Source organism: Geodermatophilus nigrescens, assembly GCF_900129495.1.
In the GTDB taxonomy this organism is placed as follows: domain Bacteria; phylum Actinomycetota; class Actinomycetes; order Mycobacteriales; family Geodermatophilaceae; genus Geodermatophilus; species Geodermatophilus nigrescens.
Genome location: NZ_FQVX01000002.1, coordinates 373,011 through 393,223, shown reverse-complemented (window position 1 = coordinate 393,223; position 20,213 = coordinate 373,011). Strand labels below are relative to the sequence as shown.

Genomic DNA, 20,213 nt, shown 5'->3' with positions numbered 1-20,213 from the left:
GGTTAGTCTCGGGGCATGGCACGCATCGAGAGCCGTTTCGGCAGCACCAGCACCGCCCTCGAGGTCGTCGAGGGCATCGACCTGACCGGCCGCCGCGCCGTGGTCACCGGCGCCTCCTCCGGGATCGGCGTCGAGACCGCGCGGGCCCTGGCCACCGCGGGGGCGGAGGTCGTCCTCGCCGTCCGCGACGTCGCCGCCGGCGAGCGCACCGCCAGCGACATCGCCCGCACCAGCGGCCGCGACGACGTGACCGTCGCCCGGCTCGACCTCGCCGACCTCGCCTCGGTCGACGCGTTCACCGCCGCGTGGTCCGGGCCGCTGCACGTCCTGGTCGCCAACGCCGGCGTCATGGACACCCCGTTCGGCCGCACCCGCCAGGGCTTCGAGACCCAGTTCGGCACCAACCACCTCGGCCACTTCGCGCTGGCCACCGGCCTGCACGGCGCCCTGGCGGCGGCCGGCGACGCGCGGGTCGTCGTCGTCTCCTCCAGCGGGCACGCCGCCTCGCCGGTGGTCTTCGACGACCTGTTCTTCGAGCGCCGCCCCTACGACCCGGGCCTGGCCTACGGGCAGTCGAAGACCGCCAACGTCCTGTTCGCCGTGGAGGCGACGCGGCGCTGGGCGGCCGACGGCGTCACCGCCAACGCGCTCATGCCCGGCGGCATCTGGACGCCGCTGCAGCGGCACTGGAGCCCCGAGCAGCGCGCGGCCGCCGAGGAGCAGGCGCGCCGGGCCGAGGGCGCGGGCCTGTTCGCCATGAAGACTCCGGAGCAGGGCGCGGCGACGTCGGTGTTCCTCGCCACCGCCCCGGAGGTCGCCGGCATCGGCGGGCGCTACTTCGAGGACTGCCGCGAGGCCGAGGTGGTCGACCGCCTGCAGGGACTGCACGGCGTCGTGCCGCACGCGCTCGACCCGGTCGCCGCCCGCCGCCTGTGGGACGTCAGCCAGGAGCTGGTCGACACCGCGCGGGCGGCCGCCTGACCTCAGGTCATGTCCACCGCGATCTTCAGCTGCCCGGGCCGGGGGCTGATCGCGGCGGTGAAGGCGGCCTCGACGTCGGCGACCGGGTGCACGTGCGTGACGTACCCCTCGCGCAGCTCGGGGTGCGCGGCGAGGAACTCGCCGGCGGCGGCGAGCACCCGGCGCCGCTCGAGGGCCACGCCCGAGCGCAGGGTCAGGTTCTTCCGGAGGAAGGTCATCATGTCGAACGGGTAGACCGGGTCGTCCGGGACGCCGAAGTAGAAGACCTGCGCGCCGGGCGCGGCGGCGTCCAGCGCCGGCTGCAGGGTGGAGACCTGGTGGCCCACGGCCTCCACGACGACCGACGGGCGGTCGGCGTCCGACAGCCGGGCCGCCCACCGCTCGGCGCGCGCGGTGACGGTCTCGTCCACGCCGAAGACGCCCGCGACGTCGCCGCGGTCGACCGGGTCGACGCCGGTCACCCGCGCGGCGCCGCGGGCCTTCAGCACCGAGCTGAACAGCAGCCCGATCGGGCCCTGGCCGATGACGGCGACCGACTGCCCCGTGACGTCGCCGAGTTGCTCGACGGCGTAGAGCACGCAGGCCAGGGGCTGCAGCAGCACGGCGGTCGACGGCGCGAGCGAGGGGTCGTACGGAGCCAGCCCCTCGCCGTCGGTGACCACCAGCTCGGCGATCGCGTCGAACATCGACGCCCAGCCGACGACGAGGTCGCCGGGGGAGTGGTCGGGGTGCCGGCTGGCCACCACCTCACCGGCGACCTCGTGCATCGGGAAGCCCGGCGCGCGGGTGGCGCCCCAGCCGTCCTCGGCCGCCGGGTGCGGCCACACGCCGCCGCGGAAGTTGGGCAGGTCGCTGCCGCAGATCGCCCCGGCCCGCGGGGCCAGCAGCACGTGCCCGGGCGGCAGCGCCGCCGGGTCGGGCGCGGCCACCTCCACCTGCTCGAAGCGGAACGGGCCGCGCAGCGTCTGCGCCCACATGGGTCCTCCTCCGTCCTGGCCGGCGGGAGCGGGCCGCCGTCCACCGGTCTGCAGGATGTCCGGGGCCGGCCCCGGCGGCCACCCCGGGGCCGGCCCCGGCGGCCACCCCGGCGGCCCCGGATCGCGCCGCCGGTCGCCGACCGGTAGGACGGGGGGCGGGGCGCCCCTCCCGCCCACCCCTCCGACACCCGCGAGGCCCCGATGAGCGCCCCCGAGCTGGACGTCGACCCGTGGCTGGTCCGCGAACCGCGCGTGGACCCCGAGACGCTCGACGTCACCGAGACCCTCTTCACCCTCACCAACGGCTACGTCGGCACCCGCGGCACCCTCGACGAGGTCGAGCCGCACGGCAGCCGAGGCACCTACCTGTCCGGCGTCTTCGAGACCCACCCGCTGTCCTATCCCGAGGGCGGCTACGGGCACCCGGAGGAGGGTCAGGCGCTCATCCCGGTCGCCGACGGCACGCCGCTGCGGTTGCTCGTCGACGGCGTGCCCCTCGACGTCCGGGAGGCCCGGCCGGAGGTGCACGAGCGCACGCTGGACCTGCGCGCGGGCACCCTCGACCGCCGGGTCCGCTGGGCGACGGCGTCGGGCACGACGGTGGAGGTCACCTCGCGCCGGCTGGTGTCCCTCGCCGAGCGGGCCGTCTGCGCGGTGCGCTACGAGGTGCGCGCCGTCGACGGGCCCGCGCACGTCGTCGTGCGCTCCGAGCTGGTCGACGGCGAGGTGACGCCCACCGGCGTGGACAACGACGACCCGCGGGTCGGGGAGGTGCTGCGCGACGCCTTCGAGCCGCTCATGCGCGACACCACCGGCCGCGGCGGCGCGCTCGCCGCGCGCACGCGGCGCTCGGGCATCACCGTCGCGGCCGCGGTGGGCCACGTGGTGGAGGGCGGCCGCGTCGACGGCGGGACCGACCGGCGGCAGGCGGTCACCACGGTGACCGCCGACCTCGGGGCGGGGGAGTGCGTGACGGTCGTCAAGGCGATCGCCCACACCTGGTCGCTGGACGCCTCGGCCGACTCCCTGGTCGGGCAGGCCGAGGCGGCCGTCGACTCGGCCCTCGACCTCGGCTGGGAGGGGCTGCTCGCCGCGCAGCGCGCCGCGCTCGACGACCTGTGGGACAGCGCCGACGTCGAGGTCGACGGCGACCCGGAGCTGCAGCAGGCGCTGCGCTACGCCGTCTTCCAGCTCACCTGCTCGGCCGCGTGCATCTCCGGGGCGCCGATCGGCGCCAAGGGCCTGACCGGCATCGGCTACAGCGGGCACACCTTCTGGGACGTCGAGGGCTTCGTGCTGCCGGCGCTCACGCTGCTGCGGCCGGCGTCGGCCGAGCGGCTGCTGCGCTGGCGCGCGAGCACCCTCGACCTCGCCCGGGAGCGGGCACAGGTGCTGGGGCTCGCGGGCGCGTCGTTCCCCTGGCGCACCATCGACGGGCGCGAGACGTCGGCGTACTGGCCCGCGAGCACCGCCGCGATGCACGTCAACGCCGACGTCTCCCGCGCCTTCTGGCTGTTCCGCAACGTCACCGGCCGCGACCACGACGGCCTCGGCGGGCTGGCGGTGCTGGTGGAGACGGCGCGGCTGTGGATGTCCCTCGGCCACGAGGACGCCGCCGGGGGCTGGCACCTGTTCGGCCTGACCGGCCCGGACGAGTACACCGGCGTCGTCGACGACAACGTCTTCACCAACCTCATGGCCAAGCGCAACCTGCTCCGCGCGGCCGAGGAGTGCGCCCGGCTGGAGACCCGGGCCGCCGAGCTCGGCGTCAACCACGCCGAGACCGCCGCGTGGCGCGCGGCGGCCGCGGCGGTGCACGTCCCGTGGGACGAGGGGCTGCGCGTGCACCCGAGCAACCAGAACTTCACCGCCTACCGGGAGTGGCCGTTCGAGGACGTGCCCGAGGACACCCCGGTGCAGGAGTACGCGCACTACGCGACCTTCTACCGGCGGCAGGTGGTCAAGCAGGCCGACCTCGTCCAGGCGCTGTGGTGGTGCCGCGAGGACTTCACCGCCGAGCAGGTGGCCCGCGACGTCGACTACTACGAGGCGCGCACCGTGCGGGACTCCTCGCTGTCCGCCGCCGTGCAGGCCGTCGGCTGCGCCGCGGCGCAGCACCCCGACCTGGCGCTGCGCTACCTGCGCGAGTCGGCGCTGGTCGACCTGCGGAACGTGCAGGGCGACACCGCCAAGGGCCTGCACATGGCCTCGGTCGCCGGCACCTGGCTCGCCCTCACCGCCGGGCTCGGCGGCCTGCGGGAGGACGGCGCGGAGCTCGAGCTGGCGCCGCTGCTGCCGTCGTCGCTGTCGCGCACCGCGTGGTCGGTGACCTGGCGCGGCCGGCAGCTGCGGGTGGAGACCACGCGGGAGGGCACCACGGTGACGCTCGTGCGCGGCGAGGGGCCGGTGACCGTCGTCGTCGACGGCCGCCCGCTGGAGGTGACGGCGCAGGCCCCGGCGACCGCCCCGCTGCGCGCCCCGGACCCGCTGCTCGCCGAGCCGCGGCAGCCGGCCCACCGGGAGCCCCGGGTCTGAGCCGCGTCAGCCGGGAGCGTCCGCGCCGGCGGCCGTCATCCGGTCGAGCACCTCGAACCAGGCGGCCCGCACGGCGGCGGGGCGCTGCCCGACCATGGCGTCGAGCCGGCCCGGCGCCGGCGCCCGGCCGGCGACGACGCCGTCGAAGGCCAGCCCGACGACGAGGTCGGCGATCTCGTCGTCGGTCAGGCCGGCGTCGACCAGGGGCTGCAGGAGCCAGCGCTGCCGGGCCGGGGGGACGCTCACGACGGGACTTCGCTCCGGCCGCCCGCCGCGGATGCCCGGCGTGGCGAGCGCCACGGTCCCGGCCGCCCCGTCCGGGTGAGGCCGCGCCGTGCCGCGCTGTCCCGGACCGCGGGACGCGCCGATGGGGGAGGGTGACCGCGACGACGCCGCTCCCGGCCTCCTTCGGCTGGACCGAGGAGCTGGCCCGCCTGCGGGACCGTCCCGACACCCTGCGCCTGGTGTTCCAGCCGATCGTCGACGTCGCCCGCGGCGTGGTCGCCGGCTACGAGGCGCTCGCGCGGTTCACCGCCGCCGACGGGTCGCCGAGCGCCGCGACCCCCGACCGCTGGTTCGCCGCGGCCGATGCCGCGGGCATCGGCGCCCGCGCCGAGGCCATGGTGGTGGAGCGCTGCCTGCGGCTGCGTCACGAGCTGCCCCCCAACTGCTTCCTGACCGTCAACGTCAGCCCGCACCTGTTGACCGACCCGGCGCTCGCCGACCTGCTGCTGGGCGCCGGGGACCTCACGCCGCTGGTGCTCGAGTTCACCGAGCACCAGGACGTCGCCGACCTGCGTCCGCTGCTCGACCTGCGCGACCGGCTGCGCGACCGGGGCGCGCTCGTCGCCCTCGACGACGCGGGCTCGGGCTACTCCGGCCTGCAGCAGCTGACCGCCGTCCGGCCGCAGCTGATCAAGCTCGACCGCGCGCTGGTGGCCGGCGCCGACACCGACGACGTCAAGCTCGCGCTCGCCCAGCTGCTGGGGGAGTTCGGCGGCAGGATCGATGCCTGGCTGCTGGCCGAGGGCGTCGAGACGTGGGCCGAGATGGAGGCCTTCGCCCGGCTCGGTGTCCCGCTGGCCCAGGGCTACCTCCTCGGCCGCCCGGCCGAGCCGTGGGCCGTCCTCGACCCGGAGATCGGGGAGCGGCTGCGCCGGTCGGCGCTGCGCGGGCGCCTCGTCGAGCACGTCGCCAGCCTGGTCGAGCCGGCCGAGCGGGTCGCCGAGGGCGCGACGCCGCTCGGGGCCGGCAGCGCCGTGCGGGTCGACCGGTTCGGCCACCCCACCGGCCTGCTGCTCGCCCACCGCCGCGACGGCGACCCCGCCGGTCACCGCGAGGCGCCGGTCAGCCTGCGCGTGCCGGCCTCGACCGCGGTCGCCGAGGTGGCGCAGCGCGTCGTCACCCGGCCCGAGGCCAGCCGGTTCGACCCCGTCGTCGTCGTCGACGACGTCGGCGCCGTCACCGGCCTGGTGCGCGTCGAGTCCCTGCTGTCCCGGCTGGCCGAGACGCAGCCGCGCGCCTGACGCACCGAGAACCCCCCGACGCGGACTGTCCGCGGCGGGTCGTGCACCACCCGAGCACCACCCGATCCGGAGGTCCACCCATGAAGAGCTTCGCCTGCGGCGACGTCGTCCCCGGCTGCGGCCGCTCGTTCACCGCCGCCGACGAGTCCGGCATCCTCGCCCAGGTCGCCGGCCACGCCGCCGCTGACCACGGGCTGACGGACGTGCCGCCCGCGCTGGTCGAGCAGGTCCGCGCGCACATCGTCCCGGCCTGACGGGTCCGTCCTCCTGGGCCCGGCTCACAGCGCCGCGATCGAGCGGGCGGGACACTCCGCGAGGAGCGCCCGCTCGGTCGCCGGCCGGCCGGCCACGCCCGTGCGCGCGGTGCTCGAGGAGATCGTCGCCGGTCAGCGCTGAGCGGCCGGCCGCAGCTCCGGTGCGGCGTCGGCTAGGAACTCCTCCAGCGACCGCGCCGGCCGGCCGGTCACCCGCTCCACCGTGTCGGTGACGGCGGCGAAGACCCCGGCCCGCACGCGGTCGAAGGTCAGTTCGGTGAGCTCCCGCTCGAAGCCCTCGAGGCCGGCGAGGGCCTCCTCGGCCGGGACGTCGCTGTGGACGACCGGGTGCCCGGTGGCGCGGGTGAGCAGTTCCGCCGTGCGCGGCAGCGTGAGCGCGTCCGGGCCGGTGATCTCGTGCACCGCGCCGTCGTGGCCCGGGTCCAGCAGGGCGGCCGCCGCCACCGCGGCGATGTCGCGGGCGTCGATCCACGCGACCCGCGCGCCGGCGCTGGGGAAGGGGAGGTCGCCGCCGGCGACCGCGTCGCGGTAGAAGCGCCGGTCGGTGAGGACCTGCATGAACCAGCTCGGCCGCAGCATGGTCCAGCTGTGCCCGCTCTCGCGGACCGCCCGCTCCCCGGCGGGCGACCACCCGTCGGGGCCCACCTGGTCGGCCGCCTGCTCCGACAGCAGCACGACGTGGGTGCCGTCCGCCAGGGTCGCCATCAGGTCCGTGAGCAGGCCCGGGGCGTCGGCGCGGTCGGGCCGGACGACGTAGACCGCGTCGACGCCGGCCGTCGCGGCCGGCCAGCCCGACGGGTCGTCCCACGAGAAGGCGGTGGGCCGCACGCCGTCGAGGGTCACCGTCGACGGGTCGCTGCTGCCGCCGAGCACCTCCACGCCCCGGGCGGCGAGCAGCCCCGCCAGCGGCACGCCGGTCTTGCCGCGGACCCCGGTCACCAGCACACGCGTCACGTCGTCTCCCCATTAGCTTGAGTGCATCAAGTACCCGTGCCGCCATCGAAGCACGGACACTTGATCGCCTCAAGTAGTCTCGTGGGGTGCCCGACAGCCCCGTCCCGCTCGACCGGCAACTGTGGGACCTGGTCTACGCCCACGACGCCGCCTGGGACCGGGCGGCCCGTACGGCGGGGCTCAGCGCCGCCCAGGCCTGCCTGCTCGACGCGCTGACCGACGGCGGCCGGTCGATGGGTGAGCTCGCGGAGCTGCTGCTGTGCGACGCCTCGAACGTCACCCAGCTGGTCGCGCGGCTGGAGGCCGGCGGGCTGGTGGCGCGCCGGGCCGACGCCGACGACCGGCGGGTCAAGCGGGTCACGATCACCCCGGCCGGCCGCCGGGTGCGCCGCGCCGTCCGGCGGGCCTTCGACTTCGCCGACGAGCGGCTCGGCCGGCTCACCGAGGCGGAGCGGCTGCGGCTGTCGGGCCTGCTGGGCAAGCTGCTCGCCCCGCCGTCCTGACGGCGGCGCCGCCATGTGCTCAGGCCGGGGCGGGGAACAGCTCGCGGCCGCAGGCGGGGCAGGCCCACTCGGCCTCGGGGCCCGGCATGCGCACGCAGCCGCCGAGGACCACCTCCCCGCGGTCGGCCGCGGCGAAGTCCTCCGGCGAGGGCAGACCGATCACGAGCGGGACGCCCCGCGGGGAGTCCGGGCAGGCGGGGCAGCGGGGGGCGCGGCGGCTCATGGTCGCGATGGTGGGGCCGCACACCGACAGGACCGCCGCGCCCCGGCCGCGCGGCCGGTCGCCGTCACCCGACGGAGGGACGGTCCTCCGCCGGTGGCCGGACGACGAGCGCGGCGCCGTCGGCGGCGAGGGACTCCTCCACGTCGCGCAGGACGAGCAGGCCCTCGGCGTCGGTCGAGCGCACGTCCCGCAGGTCCACGAGCACCCGCCGGTGACCGCCGCGGACCAGCGTCTCCACCGTGCCGCGCAGCAGGTCGGCACCCTGCGCGGTCAGGTCGCCGGTCACGCGGACGGCGCCCCGACGGACGTTGACGACCTCGGTCGTGGTTGCTCGGCTCATGCTCCCACCCTGACAGCGTCGCGCCGCCGGCCGGGCCCGCGAGCGGAGAACGTCACGGGGTCGTCATCCGCCGGCGGGCTCACCGCGGGGGAGCGGCGAGCAGCGGGCCGTAGTCCTCCGCGGTGAGCGGCCGGTCGGTCAGCTCCCCGGTGGGCAGCGGCGCCTCCAGAGGCTCACCGTCGCGGGTGAGCCGGACGGCCTCGACACCGGACAGGGTGGTGGCCGTCAGCACGATCTGCGCGACGGCCAGCCGGCTCTCCTCGCCGTCGGGCACCTCGCCGGGGCCGGTCAGGTCGACGGTGGCCGTGCCGTCCTCGACCGCCGTCACCGTGAGCCGGGTGCCCGGCGGCAGCACGGTGGTGAGGGCCGCGGCCCGCTCGCCGGCGTCGGGCCCGGCCGCGAGCCGGCCGAGCAGGTCGTCGAGGCGGGCGGGCAGGTCGGCGCCGGAGACCGGCCGCTCGCGCGGCGTCAGCAGGTCGCCGGGCCCGAGGAGGTGGATCCGCGCCCCGTCGTCCCCGGTGGGTGTGGTCTCCGCCGCCGGCGGCGTGCCCGACGCCGACAGCAGCCCGTAGGGCACCTCGGCGTCGGGGATGGCCTCGGCCGCCCCGCCGGGCAGGCCGCAGCCGGTGAGCAGGACGACGGCGACGGCGAGTCCCGCGGACCCGCGGGCGGCGCGCCTCACGCGGGCCCCGCGGGCAGCGACAGGCTGAGGCGGGCGCCGCCGGCGGGGCTGGCGGACGCCCACGCGCCGCCACCGTGCCGGGCGGCGACGTCGGCCACGATCGCCAGGCCCAGCCCCGCCCCGGGCAGCGACCCGCGGGCCGCGCGCGGGCCGCGGGCGAAGCGCTCGAACACCCGCTCACGGTCCTCCGGCGGGATGCCGGGCCCCGCATCGTCGACGGTGAGGACGACGCTGGCGCCGCGGCGCGCCACCCGCACGGCTCGGGCGCCGCCCGCGTGCCGGTCGGCGTTGTCCAGCAGGTTGCGCACCGCCCGCTCCAGCCACGCCTTGTCGCCGCGCACCACGGTGTCCTCCTCCGGGTCGGTCTCCAGCAGGCCCGCCGGGCGCCCGCTCGCGGCCAGCACCTCGCGGACCAGGCCGCCGACCGCGACCGGCTCGTCGCCGCGGGCGCCGGGGTCGTTGTCGAGCCGGGCGAGCTGCAGCAGGTCGTCGAGGGTGGCCCGGAAGCGGGCCAGCTGCTGCTCGACGAGCGTCAGCGCCTGCCGCGAGCGGTCGTCGAGCTCGCCGCGCCGGGCGCCCATCACCTCGACGGCGGTGGTCAGGCTGGTCAGCGGGCTGCGCAGCTCGTGGCTCACGTCGCCGACGAACCGGGCGTCGCGGTCGATGCGGGCCGCGAGCGCGTCGACCATGGTGTTGAAGCTGCCGACGATGGCCACGAGATCGGGGTCGTCGGTGGCCGGCAGGCGGGTGGTGAGCTCACCGGCGGCGATGCGGGTGGCCGCGCCGGCCACCTGGTCGAGCGGCTGCACCACGCGCCGGCTGGCCCACAGGCCCACCCCGGCGCCGGCGGCGCTCGCCGCGAGGGCGGCCGCGCCGAGCACCCAGCTGAGCGTGGTGAGCACCGACCGCAGCTCGCCGAGCGGGGCGACCTCGTAGACGTCCAGGCCCGCCCCGGCGACGGGGACGCCCACCACCAGCCGCGGCCCGGCCGGCGAGTCGACCCGCTCCCGGCCCGCCGAGCCGGACTCCACGATCGCGCGCAGGCCGGCCGGCACGTCGCGCGCGCCCACCTCCAGGCTCGTCGAGTACCAGGAGTCGCCGCGGCGCACGACGACGTCGCCGCCCTCGGTGGACAGCTCGGCGAGGACGTCGTCGACGCCGGTGCCCGCGGTGGCCAGCCGGCTGCGCAGGAAGTCGGCGTCGACGAACGCGGCGGCCGTGGCGGCGCTCTCGCGCTGGTCGAGGAGGTACCCGCGGGCGAGCAGGAACGTCGACCCGGCGAGGACCGCGGACACCAGCAGCGCGCCCAGGCCGAAGGCGGCGGCGACGCGGGCCCGCAGGCCGGTGGGCCGCGGCCCTGCCCTCACCGGGGGTCCAGCCGGTACCCCAGGCCCCGGACGGTCACGACGACGCGCGGGGCGCCGGGGTCGAGCTCGACCTTCGTGCGCAGCCGGCGGATGTGGACGTCGACGAGCCGCTCGTCGCCGAAGAAGCCGTGCTGCCACACCCGCTCGAGCAGCTCGGCCCGGCTGAGCACCCGCCCGGGCACGGAGGCGAGCTCGCACAGCAGCCGGAACTCCGTGACGGTCAGCGGGAGCGGGCGCTCGCCGCGCGACACCGTGCCGGCGGCCGGCCGCAGGACCAGCGGCTCGTCCGGGTGCCGGTCCAGGACCACCTCGCGCGGCCGGGCGGCGTCGGCGGGGGTGCCGCCCGCGCGGCGGCGCAGCGCCCGCAGCCGCGCGGTGATCTCCTTGACCGCGAACGGCTTGGTCACGTAGTCGTCGGCGCCGGCCTCGAGCGCCGCGACGATGTCGTGGGTGTCGGCCCGCGCGCTCACCACGATGATCGGCAGGTCGTGGGCCCGCCGGACGTGGCGGACGACGGTGTAGCCGTCGGTGCGGCCGAGCATCAGGTCCAGGACCATCACGTCGGGCGGGTCGCGGTCGACGAGCGCGCAGGCCCGGTCGCCGTCGACGGCCTCGTCCACGGTGTAGCCCTCGTCCTCCAGGGCCCACCGGAGGGCGGTGCGGATGGGGTCGTCGTCCTCGACGAGGAGCAGGCGCGGCGACACGCCCGTCCATGCTGCCACCCAGGCGCCCGCCGGCCGGCGGTGCCCGCGGATCGTCACGGGACCGCAAAGCTCCCGCACCGCGGACCGCAACGCGCCGTGGGCAGGGTGGCGGGTGCACGCCGACCGCGCCGGACGGGGGAGCCCATGACCAGCGGAGTGCCCGCGGGGGAGGACGACGAGGTCGTCGTCGTGCTCGACCCGGAGGTGCTCGCCGACGGCCTGGCCGACGCCCGCTGGTTGCTGCACGATGCGCTGCTGCGCGGCGCCCGGCGGATCGTCGTCGACCTCGCCCGGGTCGACTCCCTCGCCAGCCCGGCCCTCGCCACGTTCCTGTGGGCGCACCGGATCTGCCGCGCCCGGGGCGGCGGGGTCGTGCTGCGGGGCGCCGACGGGCGGACCTCGGACATGCTGCGCCGGACCGGCCTGTGGCGGGTGCTGCAGGTGCAGGGCGGGCGGGGCCGGCGGGGCGGCGTGCGCGGGCGGGGCGCGCCGGCGTCCTGACCCGGACACGACGGCGGCCGGGCCCCGAGGGGCCCGGCCGCGGAGGGGAGGGAAGGGGAGGGGGTCAGCGCACCGAACGGTGGCGGGAGCCGGCGATGCCCTCGGCGACGCCGATCAGCAGCACCGCGGCGATCACGGCGACGACGAAGCCGAGGACGTTGAGCTCGAAGACGTCGCCGGTGCCCAGCAGGTTGGCGATCGTGCCGCCGATGACGGAGCCGGCGAGGCCGAGCAGCAGGGTGGCGAGGATGCCGAGCCGCTGGCGGCCGGGCGTGACGAGGCGGGCGAGGGCGCCGATGACGAGGCCGGCGACGAGGAAACCGATCATGGCCGGGGCGGGTACCTGCTGGCCCGGGGCGGGAAACGGCCCGTCACGGGACCGTCATGTGGCCCCCGGACACGCGACGGGCGCCGGTCCCCGAGGGGAGCCGGCGCCCGTCGCGCAGGGGCGTGTCGGGCCTACTTGAAGGCGTCCTTGATCTTCTCGCCGGCCTGCTTGAGGTTCCCCTTCGCCTGCTGGCCCTGGCCCTCGGCCTGCAGGTCGCGGTCGCCCGTCGCGTTGCCGACGGTCTCCTTGCCGCGGCCGGCCAGCTCGTCCACCTTGTTGCTGATCTTGTCGTCGTTACTCATGCACCGGGGGTACCCGGAGCGGGCGGCGGCACCCGTGCCGTCACGGGACCGTCATGTGCGGCTCAGCGGCCGGCGCGGTCGCGGTAGCGGGCGGCCCGCTTCGCCGCGGCCTCGCGGCGCCGCCGGCGGTCGCGCTCCTCGCGCTCCTCCCACCGGGCCTCGCGGATGGCGCCCGCGGTGCCGACGGGGTAGCCGGCCTTGACCACGCGGTTCTCGGTGGCCTCGACCATGTAGGCGAGGGAGTAGACGAGGCCGAGGGCGACGCCGCCGCCGGCGACGGCGACGCGCAGCCCCCACGGGGCCGGGAGCACCACCATCACCAGGGCGATCGGCACCGCCATCTGCACGAGGCTGCGCACGACGTGGCGCGCCCACCAGGTGCCGGTGGTGGTGTCGTGCAGCACCCAGCCGCGGGAGCGCGCGGGGAGCCCGCCGCCGAGGGCGTACCAGAGCCAGCGGTGCGGGGCGGGCCGGACGACCGGCTCGCCGGAGGTGTGGGGCGCGGTCATGACGCGGCCGCCGTCCCGAGGGCCTGCTGCGACGCGGCGATGACGCGGGTGAGCGCGCCGTGCAGTTCGGTGAGCTCCTCCAGCGGCATCCCGAGGCGCTCGACGATCCCCCCGGGGATCCGCTCCGCCTGCTCGCGCAGCTCCCGGCCGCGGTCGGTCAGGGTGAGGGCGAGGGTGCGCTGGTCGCCCGGGTCCCGCTCGCGGCGCAGCAGGCCGGCGGCCTCGAGCCGCTTGAGCAGCGGCGAGAGCGTGCCCGGGTCGAGCTGGAGCAGCCCGGACAGCCGGGTCGCCGACAGGGACCCGTGCTGCCACAGCGCCAGCATCACGAGGTACTGGGGGTGGGTGAGCCCCATCGGCTCCAGCACGGGGCGGTAGACGGCGACGACGTTGCGCGCGGCCACCGACAGGGCGAAGCAGACCTGGCGGTCGAGGGCCAGCACGTCCTCGGGGAGCGCGGGGGACCCGGCGGCTGTCATGCCTCCACGGTAGACGCTTGGTGCCCCAATGGTTGGTGCACCAACGAGTCGTCGGTCACGTCCGGAGACGGACCGGGTTCGCCATCTCGAGGAGCACGTCGGCGTGGCACGGCTCGTCGACCGGGCACCAGCAGGCGAGGGAGCGGCCACGGAGCAGCCGGCGGGCCTGCTCGCGGTGCGCCTCGCCGGCCCAGCGGCGGTACCACTCGACGGCGGTGGCCCGGTCGGGGCAGCGGACGACGCGGGCGCCGTCGTCGGAGAGGCCCGGCTCGCGGTGCGTGGGCACCGGCCAGGCCGCCGGGTCGGAGGGGTCGCCGGCGGGGAACAGGTAGGTCTCGCCGACGCGGAACGGGTTGCCCCAGCGGGAGGGGCGCGCGACGACCACGGTGCCGGCCGGCTTGCGCCAGCCGCGCGCCCGGGACAGCTGCACACGACGCGGTGCGGTCATGCCTCCATGCTGGTCAGGAGGTCTGACAGGTCCCGGTGCGGTGTCCCCCGTCCGGGTGACCGGTGCCGTCAGCCGACCACCCACGTGTCCTTGCCGCCCCCGCCCTGGGAGGCGTTGACCACCAGCTCGCCCTCGGTGAGCGACACCCGGGTGAAGCCGCCGGGCAGCACGACCGTCCCGCCGTCGGTGCAGAAGGCGTAGGGCCGGTAGTCCACGTGCCGGGGCGCGAGGGCGCCGTCGACGACGGTCGGGTGGGTGGACAGCGCCACCGGCTCCTGGGCGATCCACTCCCCGGGCGCGGCCAGCACCTCGGCGCGCACGCGCTCGAGCTGCTCCCGGGTGGCCCGCGGGCCGATGAGCACGCCCCAGCCGCCCGAGCCCGACCGCGGCTTGAGCACCAGCTCGGGCAGCCGGCGCAGCGCCTCCCGGCACCGCGCCGGGTCGCCGAGGTCGTAGGCCGGCTGCGAGCGCAGCAGCGGCTCCTCGCCGGTGAAGAAGCGGACGAGGTCCTCGACGTAGGGGAAGGTGCGCTTGTCGTCGGCGACGCCGGTGCCGAAGGCGTTGACGACGGTCACCGTGCCGGCGCGCAGCGGGTCCAGCAGCAGCTCGCCGAGCTCGTTCGCCCGGCCGTCGTCGCCGGTCAGCCGCTCCTCGCTGGTGCGCCGCCACAGCAGGTCCACCCGGCGCCCGTCGGGCAGGAGCAGGTCGTCGCCGCGGGCGGTCAGCTGCGAGGGCAGCACCACCGGCGCGCCGACCATCTCGCCGAACCGGTCGATCTCCCACGGCACCGAGCTGCGCGGCCCGTCGCCCAGCACGGCCAGGACCGGGTCGGGCAGGCCGGTGGCGTCGGCGAGCATCCGCCGCATCGCGGCCTCCGCGGCCTCGCGCACCGGGGCGGGGCCCGGTTCCACGCCCAGCCGCGGGGCCACCAGGTCCCGCGCGGCCAGGGCAAAGGCCAGCAGCGAGGGCGTGCGCACGTTGTCCTCGAGGACGACGAGCCGCCCGTCGGCGCCGCGGACGAGGTCGGGGCCGGCCATGCCGATCCAGCGCCGCGGCGTCGCCAGGCCGGGCACCAGGTACCGGTTGGTGTCGACCACCTCGGCCGGCAGCACGCCGGCGCGCACGGCCTCGCGGGGGCCGTGCGCGTCGGCGACGAACGCCTCCAGCGCCCGCAGCCGCTGGTCGAGCCCCGCGGCCAGCTCCGCCCACTCCGAGCGCTCGAGCACCCGCGGCACCGGGTCGACGGCGAACAGGTGCGCCTCGCCCTCCGGGCCGTGCTCCATGCCCAGCGCGGCGACCGCCCGGGCGACGTCGGCGGCCAGCGCGGCCGGGCCGTACCGGCGGACGGCGGCCAGCGCCGCGGCCGCGTGCGCCCGGTCGGAGCCGTCGGGCAGCAGCGCCTCGTCCAGGCTGGTCCCGCCGCTCACGCGGCGGCCGTCCGGCGCGCCGCGGCCGCCCGCTCGGCGACGGCGAGCGCCGCGCGGGCCACCCACCGCCCCTGCTCCGGATCGGTGACGTCGAAGCCGAACGGCGCGTTGGCCTCCAGCGCCACGAGGCGGCCGCCGGGCTCGACCAGCACGTCGACGCCCATGAGGCCCCCGCCCAGCGCGGCGACCATCCGCTGGGCGAGGCGCGCCATCTCCGGCGGCGCCTCGTAGACCGTCGGGTAGACGGTGCCGTGGGTGACCAGGGCACCCTCCTCCCGCGACTTCTCGTAGACCAGCGAGGTGCCGGTGGGCGTGGCGAACACCCGCGCGCACGCGGGCTCGGCGATCCACTCCTGCAGCAGCGAGGTGCCGCGCCGGTGCCCGCCGGCCGCCTCGTCGGCGCGCCAGCCCTCCTCGACCCGGCGGGCGGCGTCGAGGTCGCCCACCAGCTCGATGTAGCGGGCGCCGTCGCCGAGCGAGGGCTTGAGCACCATCTGCCGGCCGGGCATCGGCCACTCGCGCAGCCGGGCCAGGTCCCAGGCGGCCGGCTGCGGCACCCCGGCGGCGGCCCAGACGGCGTGCGTCACGAGCTTGTCGGCCGACGCGACGATCGAGGTGACCGGGTTGAGCAGCGGCACGCCCGCGGCCTCGAGCAGCGTGGCCAGGGCGAAGGTCGGCGCGTAGGCCACGACCTCCTCGACCAGCACGTGCGCGACCGCCAGGTCGTAGCGCCCGGCCGGCGGGCCGGAGACCGGCCAGTCGTCGGGCACCCGGGCCAGCCGCTCGACCTCCGCGCCCTCCTCCTCCAGCGCCCGCACCCACGCCGCGGCGTAGCCGGCGTCCTCGTACCAGTCCTCGTCGGTGATCACCAGCAGCACGCGCACGCGGCCCTGATGCCCCCGCGCCGGGCCGCTCGAACCCCGTGCGCCCGATGCAGCACAGACGCAACACCGCGGACACCCGCGCGCGTGCCCCGCGGTCCTACGGTGCGGGCGCATGACGCAGGTGATGCCGGGCCGGTCCCGGGACGCGCGCACGGCCGCGGCCCGCCGCCGTCGCTACACCGCGGAGCTCGCCGGCGCGCTGCCGCCCAGCGGGCCGTTCGAGGCGTGGCGGGCCGCCGGCGGCGAGCCGGCGCCCGACTTCGCCCGCCTCCCCGCGCGCACCGGCCTGTGGTCGCCGGCCGAGGGCCTCCCGGGCGGGCGCGCCGGGGCCGCGGCGTGGCCGGCCCGCCGCGCCGTGCTGCGCGCCCGCTGGCGGCGGTGGCTGACCGGCGACCTGCCGCCTGCGCCGCGCCGCACGTCCGCCCGGGTCGCCTCGGTGCGCACCGACGGCGGCGTGGAGGCGCGCGAGATCGGAGTCGGCGACGGCTGGTCGGTGCGGGCGCGCCTGCTGCTGCCGGTGCCCGCGGCCGGCGTGCGCCGCGACGTCCCGGTCTACCTGCTGCAGTCCAGCCACGGCCCGTGGGCGGAGGCGGCGCTGGCCCGCGGCTGGGGCGCGTGCCTGGTCGCGGCCGCCGACGGCGACGACGACACCGCCGACGTCGAGCGGGCGCACCCCTCCGTCGTCGCCGGCCGCCTGGCGTGGCGGGCGTGGGCGCTGTCGCGGGTGCTCGACGCGCTGCAGGACCAGCCCGGGGTGGACGCGCGGCGGGTGCTCGTCGGCGGGCACAGCCGCAACGGCAAGACGGCGCTGCTGGCCGCTGCCTTCGACGACCGGTTCGCCGGCGTCGTCTCCAGCTCCAGCGGGGTGCTCGGGGCGATCCCCGCGCGGCTGTGCACCGACCGGCACTTCGGCGAGGGCGTGGAGCTGCTCACCCGGCACTACCCGGACTGGTACCACCCGCGGCTGCGCTGGTTCGCCGGCCGCGAGCACCGGCTGCCCACCGACGCCCACGAGCTGCTCGCGCTGGCCGCGCCGCGGCCCGTGCTGGTGTCGGTCGCCGTCGAGGACCCGGTCGAGCGCGTGCCGGCCGCCCGCGCCGCCGTCGACGCCGCGCGCGACGCGTGGGCCCTCCTCGGCCGGCCGGGCGGGCTGGAGCTGGCGCTGCGCCCCGGCGGGCACCACGCCGACGAGTCCGCCGTCGCCGCCCAGCTGGACTGGGCGCAGTCCGTGCTCGGCGGCCCGCCCCGGCGCGCCGCGCGCCCGCCGGTGGCGTCGTCGCCGGTGCCGTGGCCCGCCGACCGGGTGCGCCCGGGGCCGCGCCCGGTGCGCGGGGAGGAGTTGCGTACCGCCGTCCGCGCCGCCCTCGGTCCGCCCGGGACGACGGCGGGCGCTCCGGGCGCAGGGGAGCTGCGCACCCCGGACGGCGTCGCGGTCACCCTGCTGACCCCGCCCGGCGGGGGCGGCGGCCGCGGGCTGGTGCTCTGGCTCGGCCCGCCGTGCGCGGCGACCGGCTGGCGGGCCGGCTACGAGCAGGCCGAGCCGCTGCCCGCCCAGCTCGCCGAGGCCGGCTGGGTGGTGGCCTGCCACGACCCGGTGGGCAGCGGCGCCCGGCACGCCGAGCGGCCCGCGCCGGGCTCCTCGCCGCTGGCCCGGATGACCGCCGACGCGGCCGCGGTGGCCGCCGTGGCCGCGGCCGCCACCGGGCACGACCGGCCGTGGGTGGCCGCCTACGGCACAGGGGCCCTGGTGGCGCTGCACCTGTCCGCGCTGGGCGAGGTGACGACGGCGGGCACGGTCCTGGTCGCGCCCAGCTGCGGCGAGCCGCTGCTGCGCGCCCGGCCCGGGTACACGCTGGCCGACCTGCTCGCGACGACGGCCGGCCGCCCCGCGGTGGTGCTCGACCCCGCCTGGGACCCGGAGGCCCCGCCCGGCGCGGTGGCCGCCGCCTGCCGCGCGGCCGGCGTGCCGCGGGTGCCGCTGGCCGACTGGCACCGGCTGTCGGCCGCCACCCGCACCGCGGTGGTCGGCTGGCTCGACGCGCAGGGACCGCAGCGCGCCCGGGTGTGACGGTGCAGGATCGCGGCACCCGACATCCCGCGAGACGCCTGGAGGCACCCGTGATCGACGACGTCGTCGCCCGCTGGCACCGCTACATGGACGAGCGGACGCCGGGCGCGCTCGACGAGCTGCTCGCCGACGACGTCGTCTTCCTCTCCCCGGTGGTGTTCACGCCGCAGGAGGGCAAGGCGGTCACGAGGCGGTACCTGGAGGCGGCGGCGGTCGCGCTGGCCGGCGAGGGCCCGGGCGCTTTCCGCTACACGAAGCAGGTCGCCGCGGGGGACACCGCGGTGCTGGAGTTCGAGACCAGCGTGGGCGGCCGGTACGTCAACGGCGTCGACATCATCCGCTGTGACGACGCCGGGAGGATCGTGGAGTTCCGCGTGATGCTCCGCCCGCTGCAGGCGATCCAGGCCGTGCACGAGGCGATGGGCCGGCAGCTCACCGCCGGCTCCTGAGGCGCCGGCCCGCTTCCCGCGGCGGGGAGCGGGCCGGCGGGGCTCACCGGACCGGCGCGGTGTTCACCCCCGGCAGGACCATGTGCCCGGCGTCGACCGGGATGGTCACGCCGGTGACCTTCGCCGCCAGGTCGGAGTTGAGGTACAGCGCCGTGTCGGCGATGACCTGCGGGTCCATGAACGTCGTCCCCTTGAGCGCGTGGAAGCCGTAGCCGCCCTCGACCAGGTCGGCCTCGGTGCCGCCCTCGTGGCCGGCGAACATGTCCCACGCGCCCTGGTGGTCGGTCATCGGCGTGCGGATGGCGCCCGGGTGCACCGAGTTGCAGCGGATGCCGTGCGGGGCCAGTTCCAGCGCGATGTTCTTCATCAGCCCGACGACGCCGAACTTGGCCGCCACGTAGTGCGCGTAGTTCGCGCCGGGCTCCAGGCCGTTGACCGACGACGTGATGACGATCGACCCGGTCTGCCGCTCGATCATGTGCGGCGCGACGGCCTTCGCGGAGCGCCAGACGCCCGTGAGGTTGACGCCGATCATCTCGTCCCACGACTGGTCCGACAGTTCCCAGAACGCGCCCTGGGTCCAGATGCCGGCGTTGGCGAGCAGGATGTCGATCTGCCCGAACTCGGCCAGCCCCTGCGCCACGGCGCCGTCGAGCTGCTCCTGCGAGCGGACGTCGGCAGTGACCGCCAGCGCCCGCCGGTCCAGCGCCTCGACCTGCCGCACGGTCTCGGCGAGGTCGTCCTGGGTGGCCATCCGGTAGGGGACGGTCTCCAGCTGGTCGGCGATGTCGACCAGCACGACGTCGGCACCCTCGCGGGCGCAGGTGGTGGCGTGCGCACGACCCTGCCCGCGCGCGCCGCCGGTGATGAGCGCGACCTTCCCGTCGAGCATGCCCATGACCGTTCCTCCCTCTCTCAGAGCTGACCGCCGGCGTCCACCACGTGGGTGGTGCCGGTGACGTAGCGGCCGTCGTCGGACACGAGGTAGAGGACGGCGTTGCTGATGTCGACGGCCTCCATGGCCGGGACCGGCAGCGCGTTGAGCGTCAGCGCCGCCTCCTCGAAGTCCGCCCGCGTCGGGTGCTCCAGGTCGGGGCGGAAGAGCCGGTAGGTCGGCTCGTTGAGGATCATGTCGGTGGCCACCGTCGTCGGGTGGACGGTGTTGACCCGGATGCGGTGCGGCGCCAGCTCCTTGGCCATGACCTTGGCGAGCATGACCAGGCCGGCCTTCGCCGCCGAGTAGTGCGCGGTGTTCGGGTTGGCGTAGATGGCCGCCAGCGAGCTGGTGAGCACCACCGACCCGCCGCGCCCGCCGGCGACGACGTGCGGCACCGAGGCGCGCAGCGTCTTCCAGACGCCGGTCAGGTTGACGTCGATCATCGTCTGCCAGGTCTCCTCGTCCATCTCCAGCGTGGAGGCGGGCGTGGAGATGCCGGCGTTGGCGAGCACGATGTCGAGCCGGCCGAGCTGGGCGACGCCGTCGTCGACCGCCCGGGTCAGGCCCGTGAGGTCCCGGACGTCGACCTCGGCGGCGACGATGCGCCGGTCGAGCGCCTCCACCTGGCGCACGGTCTCGGCCAGGTCGTCGGGCGTCGCGGTCGGGTAGGGCACCGTCTCCACCTGCTTGCAGACGTCGACGGCGATGACGTCGGCACCCTCCTGCGCGAGCCGGACGGCGTGGCTGCGGCCCTGTCCGCGCGCGGCCCCGGTGATGAAGGCGACCTGGCCCTCGAGTCGTCCCACGACTGCTCCTC

At 77.3% G+C, this 20,213-nt stretch carries 25 protein-coding genes; 8 read left to right on the top strand and 17 right to left on the bottom strand.

What is annotated here, in order from left to right; translation table 11 throughout:
• The first annotated feature begins 15 nt into the window (after positions 1-15).
• On the top strand, positions 16-981 hold the full coding sequence (locus BUE37_RS09455) for an SDR family NAD(P)-dependent oxidoreductase (protein WP_073419963.1): 966 nt from the start codon (positions 16-18) through the stop codon (positions 979-981).
• A 2-nt stretch (positions 982-983) separates the two neighbouring features.
• On the opposite strand, the gene BUE37_RS09450 is transcribed toward BUE37_RS09455, so the two are convergent.
• Entirely contained in the window at positions 984-1,958 is a 975-nt protein-coding gene (locus tag BUE37_RS09450) for a zinc-binding dehydrogenase (RefSeq protein ID WP_073419962.1), read from the bottom strand.
• Between the two features lie 201 nt (positions 1,959-2,159).
• On the opposite strand from BUE37_RS09450, the gene BUE37_RS09445 reads away from it, so the two are divergent.
• Positions 2,160-4,493, top strand: a complete 2,334-nt coding sequence (locus BUE37_RS09445) for a glycoside hydrolase family 65 protein (protein ID WP_073419961.1) — start codon at positions 2,160-2,162, stop codon at positions 4,491-4,493.
• 6 nt (positions 4,494-4,499) lie between these two features.
• Here BUE37_RS09445 and BUE37_RS09440 read toward each other — a convergent pair whose 3' ends face one another.
• Positions 4,500-4,739, bottom strand: coding sequence for a hypothetical protein (locus tag BUE37_RS09440; protein ID WP_073419960.1), 240 nt, complete (start codon positions 4,737-4,739; stop codon positions 4,500-4,502).
• A gap of 131 nt (positions 4,740-4,870) precedes the next feature.
• On the opposite strand from BUE37_RS09440, the gene BUE37_RS09435 reads away from it, so the two are divergent.
• Together BUE37_RS09435 and BUE37_RS09430 are read left to right on the top strand one after the other, a co-directional pair.
• Entirely contained in the window at positions 4,871-6,019 is a 1,149-nt protein-coding gene (locus tag BUE37_RS09435) for an EAL domain-containing protein (protein WP_083628516.1), read from the top strand.
• 80 nt (positions 6,020-6,099) lie between these two features.
• Positions 6,100-6,273 (top strand): DUF1059 domain-containing protein, encoded by a 174-nt coding sequence (locus BUE37_RS09430; RefSeq protein ID WP_083628515.1) that lies wholly within the window; start codon positions 6,100-6,102, stop codon positions 6,271-6,273.
• A gap of 132 nt (positions 6,274-6,405) precedes the next feature.
• Here the strand turns inward: BUE37_RS09430 and BUE37_RS09425 are convergent, their stop codons facing one another.
• Positions 6,406-7,248, bottom strand: a complete 843-nt coding sequence (locus tag BUE37_RS09425; protein WP_073419959.1) for an NmrA family NAD(P)-binding protein — start codon at positions 7,246-7,248, stop codon at positions 6,406-6,408.
• Positions 7,249-7,334: 86 nt separating this feature from the next.
• Here BUE37_RS09425 and BUE37_RS09420 point away from each other — a divergent pair, with 86 nt between their 5' ends.
• Entirely contained in the window at positions 7,335-7,751 is a 417-nt protein-coding gene (locus BUE37_RS09420) for a MarR family winged helix-turn-helix transcriptional regulator (protein WP_073419958.1), read from the top strand.
• Positions 7,752-7,770: 19 nt separating this feature from the next.
• Here BUE37_RS09420 and BUE37_RS09415 read toward each other — a convergent pair whose 3' ends face one another.
• The 5 genes from BUE37_RS09415 to BUE37_RS09395 all read right to left on the bottom strand — a co-directional run bounded on the left by BUE37_RS09415 (position 7,771) and on the right by BUE37_RS09395 (position 11,067).
• Complete coding sequence (locus BUE37_RS09415; RefSeq protein WP_139252911.1) at positions 7,771-7,974, bottom strand: hypothetical protein; 204 nt, start codon at positions 7,972-7,974, stop codon at positions 7,771-7,773.
• 64 nt (positions 7,975-8,038) lie between these two features.
• On the bottom strand, positions 8,039-8,314 hold the full coding sequence (locus tag BUE37_RS09410) for an STAS domain-containing protein (protein WP_139252910.1): 276 nt from the start codon (positions 8,312-8,314) through the stop codon (positions 8,039-8,041).
• A gap of 79 nt (positions 8,315-8,393) precedes the next feature.
• Positions 8,394-8,996 (bottom strand): GerMN domain-containing protein, encoded by a 603-nt coding sequence (locus BUE37_RS09405; RefSeq protein WP_175562829.1) that lies wholly within the window; start codon positions 8,994-8,996, stop codon positions 8,394-8,396.
• Positions 8,993-10,363 (bottom strand): sensor histidine kinase, encoded by a 1,371-nt coding sequence (locus BUE37_RS09400; RefSeq protein WP_073419954.1) that lies wholly within the window; start codon positions 10,361-10,363, stop codon positions 8,993-8,995. The genes BUE37_RS09405 and BUE37_RS09400 overlap by 4 nt, the downstream gene beginning before the upstream one ends.
• Positions 10,360-11,067 (bottom strand): response regulator transcription factor, encoded by a 708-nt coding sequence (locus BUE37_RS09395; RefSeq protein WP_073419953.1) that lies wholly within the window; start codon positions 11,065-11,067, stop codon positions 10,360-10,362. Before BUE37_RS09395 ends, BUE37_RS09400 begins: the two co-directional genes overlap by 4 nt.
• Positions 11,068-11,211: 144 nt before the next feature.
• Here BUE37_RS09395 and BUE37_RS09390 point away from each other — a divergent pair, with 144 nt between their 5' ends.
• The gene (locus BUE37_RS09390) at positions 11,212-11,568 is read left to right on the top strand and encodes an STAS domain-containing protein (protein WP_073419952.1); all 357 of its coding nucleotides are present in this window, start codon (positions 11,212-11,214) and stop codon (positions 11,566-11,568) included.
• A gap of 64 nt (positions 11,569-11,632) precedes the next feature.
• Here BUE37_RS09390 and BUE37_RS09385 read toward each other — a convergent pair whose 3' ends face one another.
• The 7 genes from BUE37_RS09385 to BUE37_RS09355 all read right to left on the bottom strand — a co-directional run bounded on the left by BUE37_RS09385 (position 11,633) and on the right by BUE37_RS09355 (position 15,942).
• Complete coding sequence (locus BUE37_RS09385; RefSeq protein ID WP_073419951.1) at positions 11,633-11,896, bottom strand: GlsB/YeaQ/YmgE family stress response membrane protein; 264 nt, start codon at positions 11,894-11,896, stop codon at positions 11,633-11,635.
• A 131-nt stretch (positions 11,897-12,027) separates the two neighbouring features.
• Positions 12,028-12,198 carry a CsbD family protein gene (locus BUE37_RS09380; protein WP_073419950.1) on the bottom strand — a complete coding sequence of 57 codons (171 nt, stop codon included), beginning with the start codon at positions 12,196-12,198 and terminating at the stop codon, positions 12,028-12,030.
• A gap of 62 nt (positions 12,199-12,260) precedes the next feature.
• Positions 12,261-12,707, bottom strand: coding sequence for a DUF5313 family protein (locus BUE37_RS09375; RefSeq protein WP_073419949.1), 447 nt, complete (start codon positions 12,705-12,707; stop codon positions 12,261-12,263).
• Complete coding sequence (locus BUE37_RS09370) at positions 12,704-13,183, bottom strand: MarR family winged helix-turn-helix transcriptional regulator (protein ID WP_073419948.1); 480 nt, start codon at positions 13,181-13,183, stop codon at positions 12,704-12,706. The genes BUE37_RS09375 and BUE37_RS09370 overlap by 4 nt, the downstream gene beginning before the upstream one ends.
• Positions 13,184-13,238: 55 nt before the next feature.
• On the bottom strand, positions 13,239-13,631 hold the full coding sequence (locus tag BUE37_RS09365; RefSeq protein WP_083628514.1) for a DUF4326 domain-containing protein: 393 nt from the start codon (positions 13,629-13,631) through the stop codon (positions 13,239-13,241).
• Between the two features lie 68 nt (positions 13,632-13,699).
• Entirely contained in the window at positions 13,700-15,058 is a 1,359-nt protein-coding gene (locus BUE37_RS09360; protein ID WP_139252909.1) for a circularly permuted type 2 ATP-grasp protein, read from the bottom strand.
• Positions 15,055-15,942, bottom strand: a complete 888-nt coding sequence (locus BUE37_RS09355) for an ATP-grasp domain-containing protein (protein WP_073419945.1) — start codon at positions 15,940-15,942, stop codon at positions 15,055-15,057. The genes BUE37_RS09360 and BUE37_RS09355 overlap by 4 nt, the downstream gene beginning before the upstream one ends.
• Before the next feature lie 112 nt (positions 15,943-16,054).
• Here BUE37_RS09355 and BUE37_RS09350 point away from each other — a divergent pair, with 112 nt between their 5' ends.
• The gene (locus BUE37_RS09350) at positions 16,055-18,010 is read left to right on the top strand and encodes a glucuronyl esterase domain-containing protein (RefSeq protein ID WP_073419944.1); all 1,956 of its coding nucleotides are present in this window, start codon (positions 16,055-16,057) and stop codon (positions 18,008-18,010) included.
• A 50-nt stretch (positions 18,011-18,060) separates the two neighbouring features.
• Positions 18,061-18,459 carry a nuclear transport factor 2 family protein gene (locus tag BUE37_RS23760; RefSeq protein ID WP_083628512.1) on the top strand — a complete coding sequence of 133 codons (399 nt, stop codon included), beginning with the start codon at positions 18,061-18,063 and terminating at the stop codon, positions 18,457-18,459.
• Positions 18,460-18,502: 43 nt separating this feature from the next.
• Here the strand turns inward: BUE37_RS23760 and BUE37_RS09340 are convergent, their stop codons facing one another.
• Together BUE37_RS09340 and BUE37_RS09335 are read right to left on the bottom strand one after the other, a co-directional pair.
• Positions 18,503-19,357 carry a mycofactocin-coupled SDR family oxidoreductase gene (locus BUE37_RS09340; RefSeq protein ID WP_073419943.1) on the bottom strand — a complete coding sequence of 285 codons (855 nt, stop codon included), beginning with the start codon at positions 19,355-19,357 and terminating at the stop codon, positions 18,503-18,505.
• Between the two features lie 17 nt (positions 19,358-19,374).
• Positions 19,375-20,202, bottom strand: a complete 828-nt coding sequence (locus tag BUE37_RS09335; protein WP_073419942.1) for a mycofactocin-coupled SDR family oxidoreductase — start codon at positions 20,200-20,202, stop codon at positions 19,375-19,377.
• Positions 20,203-20,213 lie beyond the last annotated feature (11 nt).

What these genes read in the sequence shown, in the direction of transcription:
- BUE37_RS09455 (WP_073419963.1), top strand. Translation starts at nt 16, where the DNA reads ATGGCACGCATCGAGAGCCGTTTCGGCAGCACCAGCACCGCCCTCGAG.
- BUE37_RS09390 (WP_073419952.1), top strand. Translation starts at nt 11,212, where the DNA reads ATGACCAGCGGAGTGCCCGCGGGGGAGGACGACGAGGTCGTCGTCGTG.
- BUE37_RS09445 (WP_073419961.1), top strand. Translation starts at nt 2,160, where the DNA reads ATGAGCGCCCCCGAGCTGGACGTCGACCCGTGGCTGGTCCGCGAACCG.
- BUE37_RS09415 (WP_139252911.1), bottom strand. Translation starts at nt 7,974, where the DNA reads ATGAGCCGCCGCGCCCCCCGCTGCCCCGCCTGCCCGGACTCCCCGCGG.
- BUE37_RS09350 (WP_073419944.1), top strand. Translation starts at nt 16,055, where the DNA reads ATGACGCAGGTGATGCCGGGCCGGTCCCGGGACGCGCGCACGGCCGCG.
- BUE37_RS09340 (WP_073419943.1), bottom strand. Translation starts at nt 19,357, where the DNA reads ATGGGCATGCTCGACGGGAAGGTCGCGCTCATCACCGGCGGCGCGCGC.
- BUE37_RS09365 (WP_083628514.1), bottom strand. Translation starts at nt 13,631, where the DNA reads ATGACCGCACCGCGTCGTGTGCAGCTGTCCCGGGCGCGCGGCTGGCGC.
- BUE37_RS09375 (WP_073419949.1), bottom strand. Translation starts at nt 12,707, where the DNA reads ATGACCGCGCCCCACACCTCCGGCGAGCCGGTCGTCCGGCCCGCCCCG.
- BUE37_RS09450 (WP_073419962.1), bottom strand. Translation starts at nt 1,958, where the DNA reads ATGTGGGCGCAGACGCTGCGCGGCCCGTTCCGCTTCGAGCAGGTGGAG.
- BUE37_RS09385 (WP_073419951.1), bottom strand. Translation starts at nt 11,896, where the DNA reads ATGATCGGTTTCCTCGTCGCCGGCCTCGTCATCGGCGCCCTCGCCCGC.
- BUE37_RS09430 (WP_083628515.1), top strand. Translation starts at nt 6,100, where the DNA reads ATGAAGAGCTTCGCCTGCGGCGACGTCGTCCCCGGCTGCGGCCGCTCG.
- BUE37_RS09410 (WP_139252910.1), bottom strand. Translation starts at nt 8,314, where the DNA reads ATGAGCCGAGCAACCACGACCGAGGTCGTCAACGTCCGTCGGGGCGCC.
- BUE37_RS09370 (WP_073419948.1), bottom strand. Translation starts at nt 13,183, where the DNA reads ATGACAGCCGCCGGGTCCCCCGCGCTCCCCGAGGACGTGCTGGCCCTC.
- BUE37_RS09380 (WP_073419950.1), bottom strand. Translation starts at nt 12,198, where the DNA reads ATGAGTAACGACGACAAGATCAGCAACAAGGTGGACGAGCTGGCCGGC.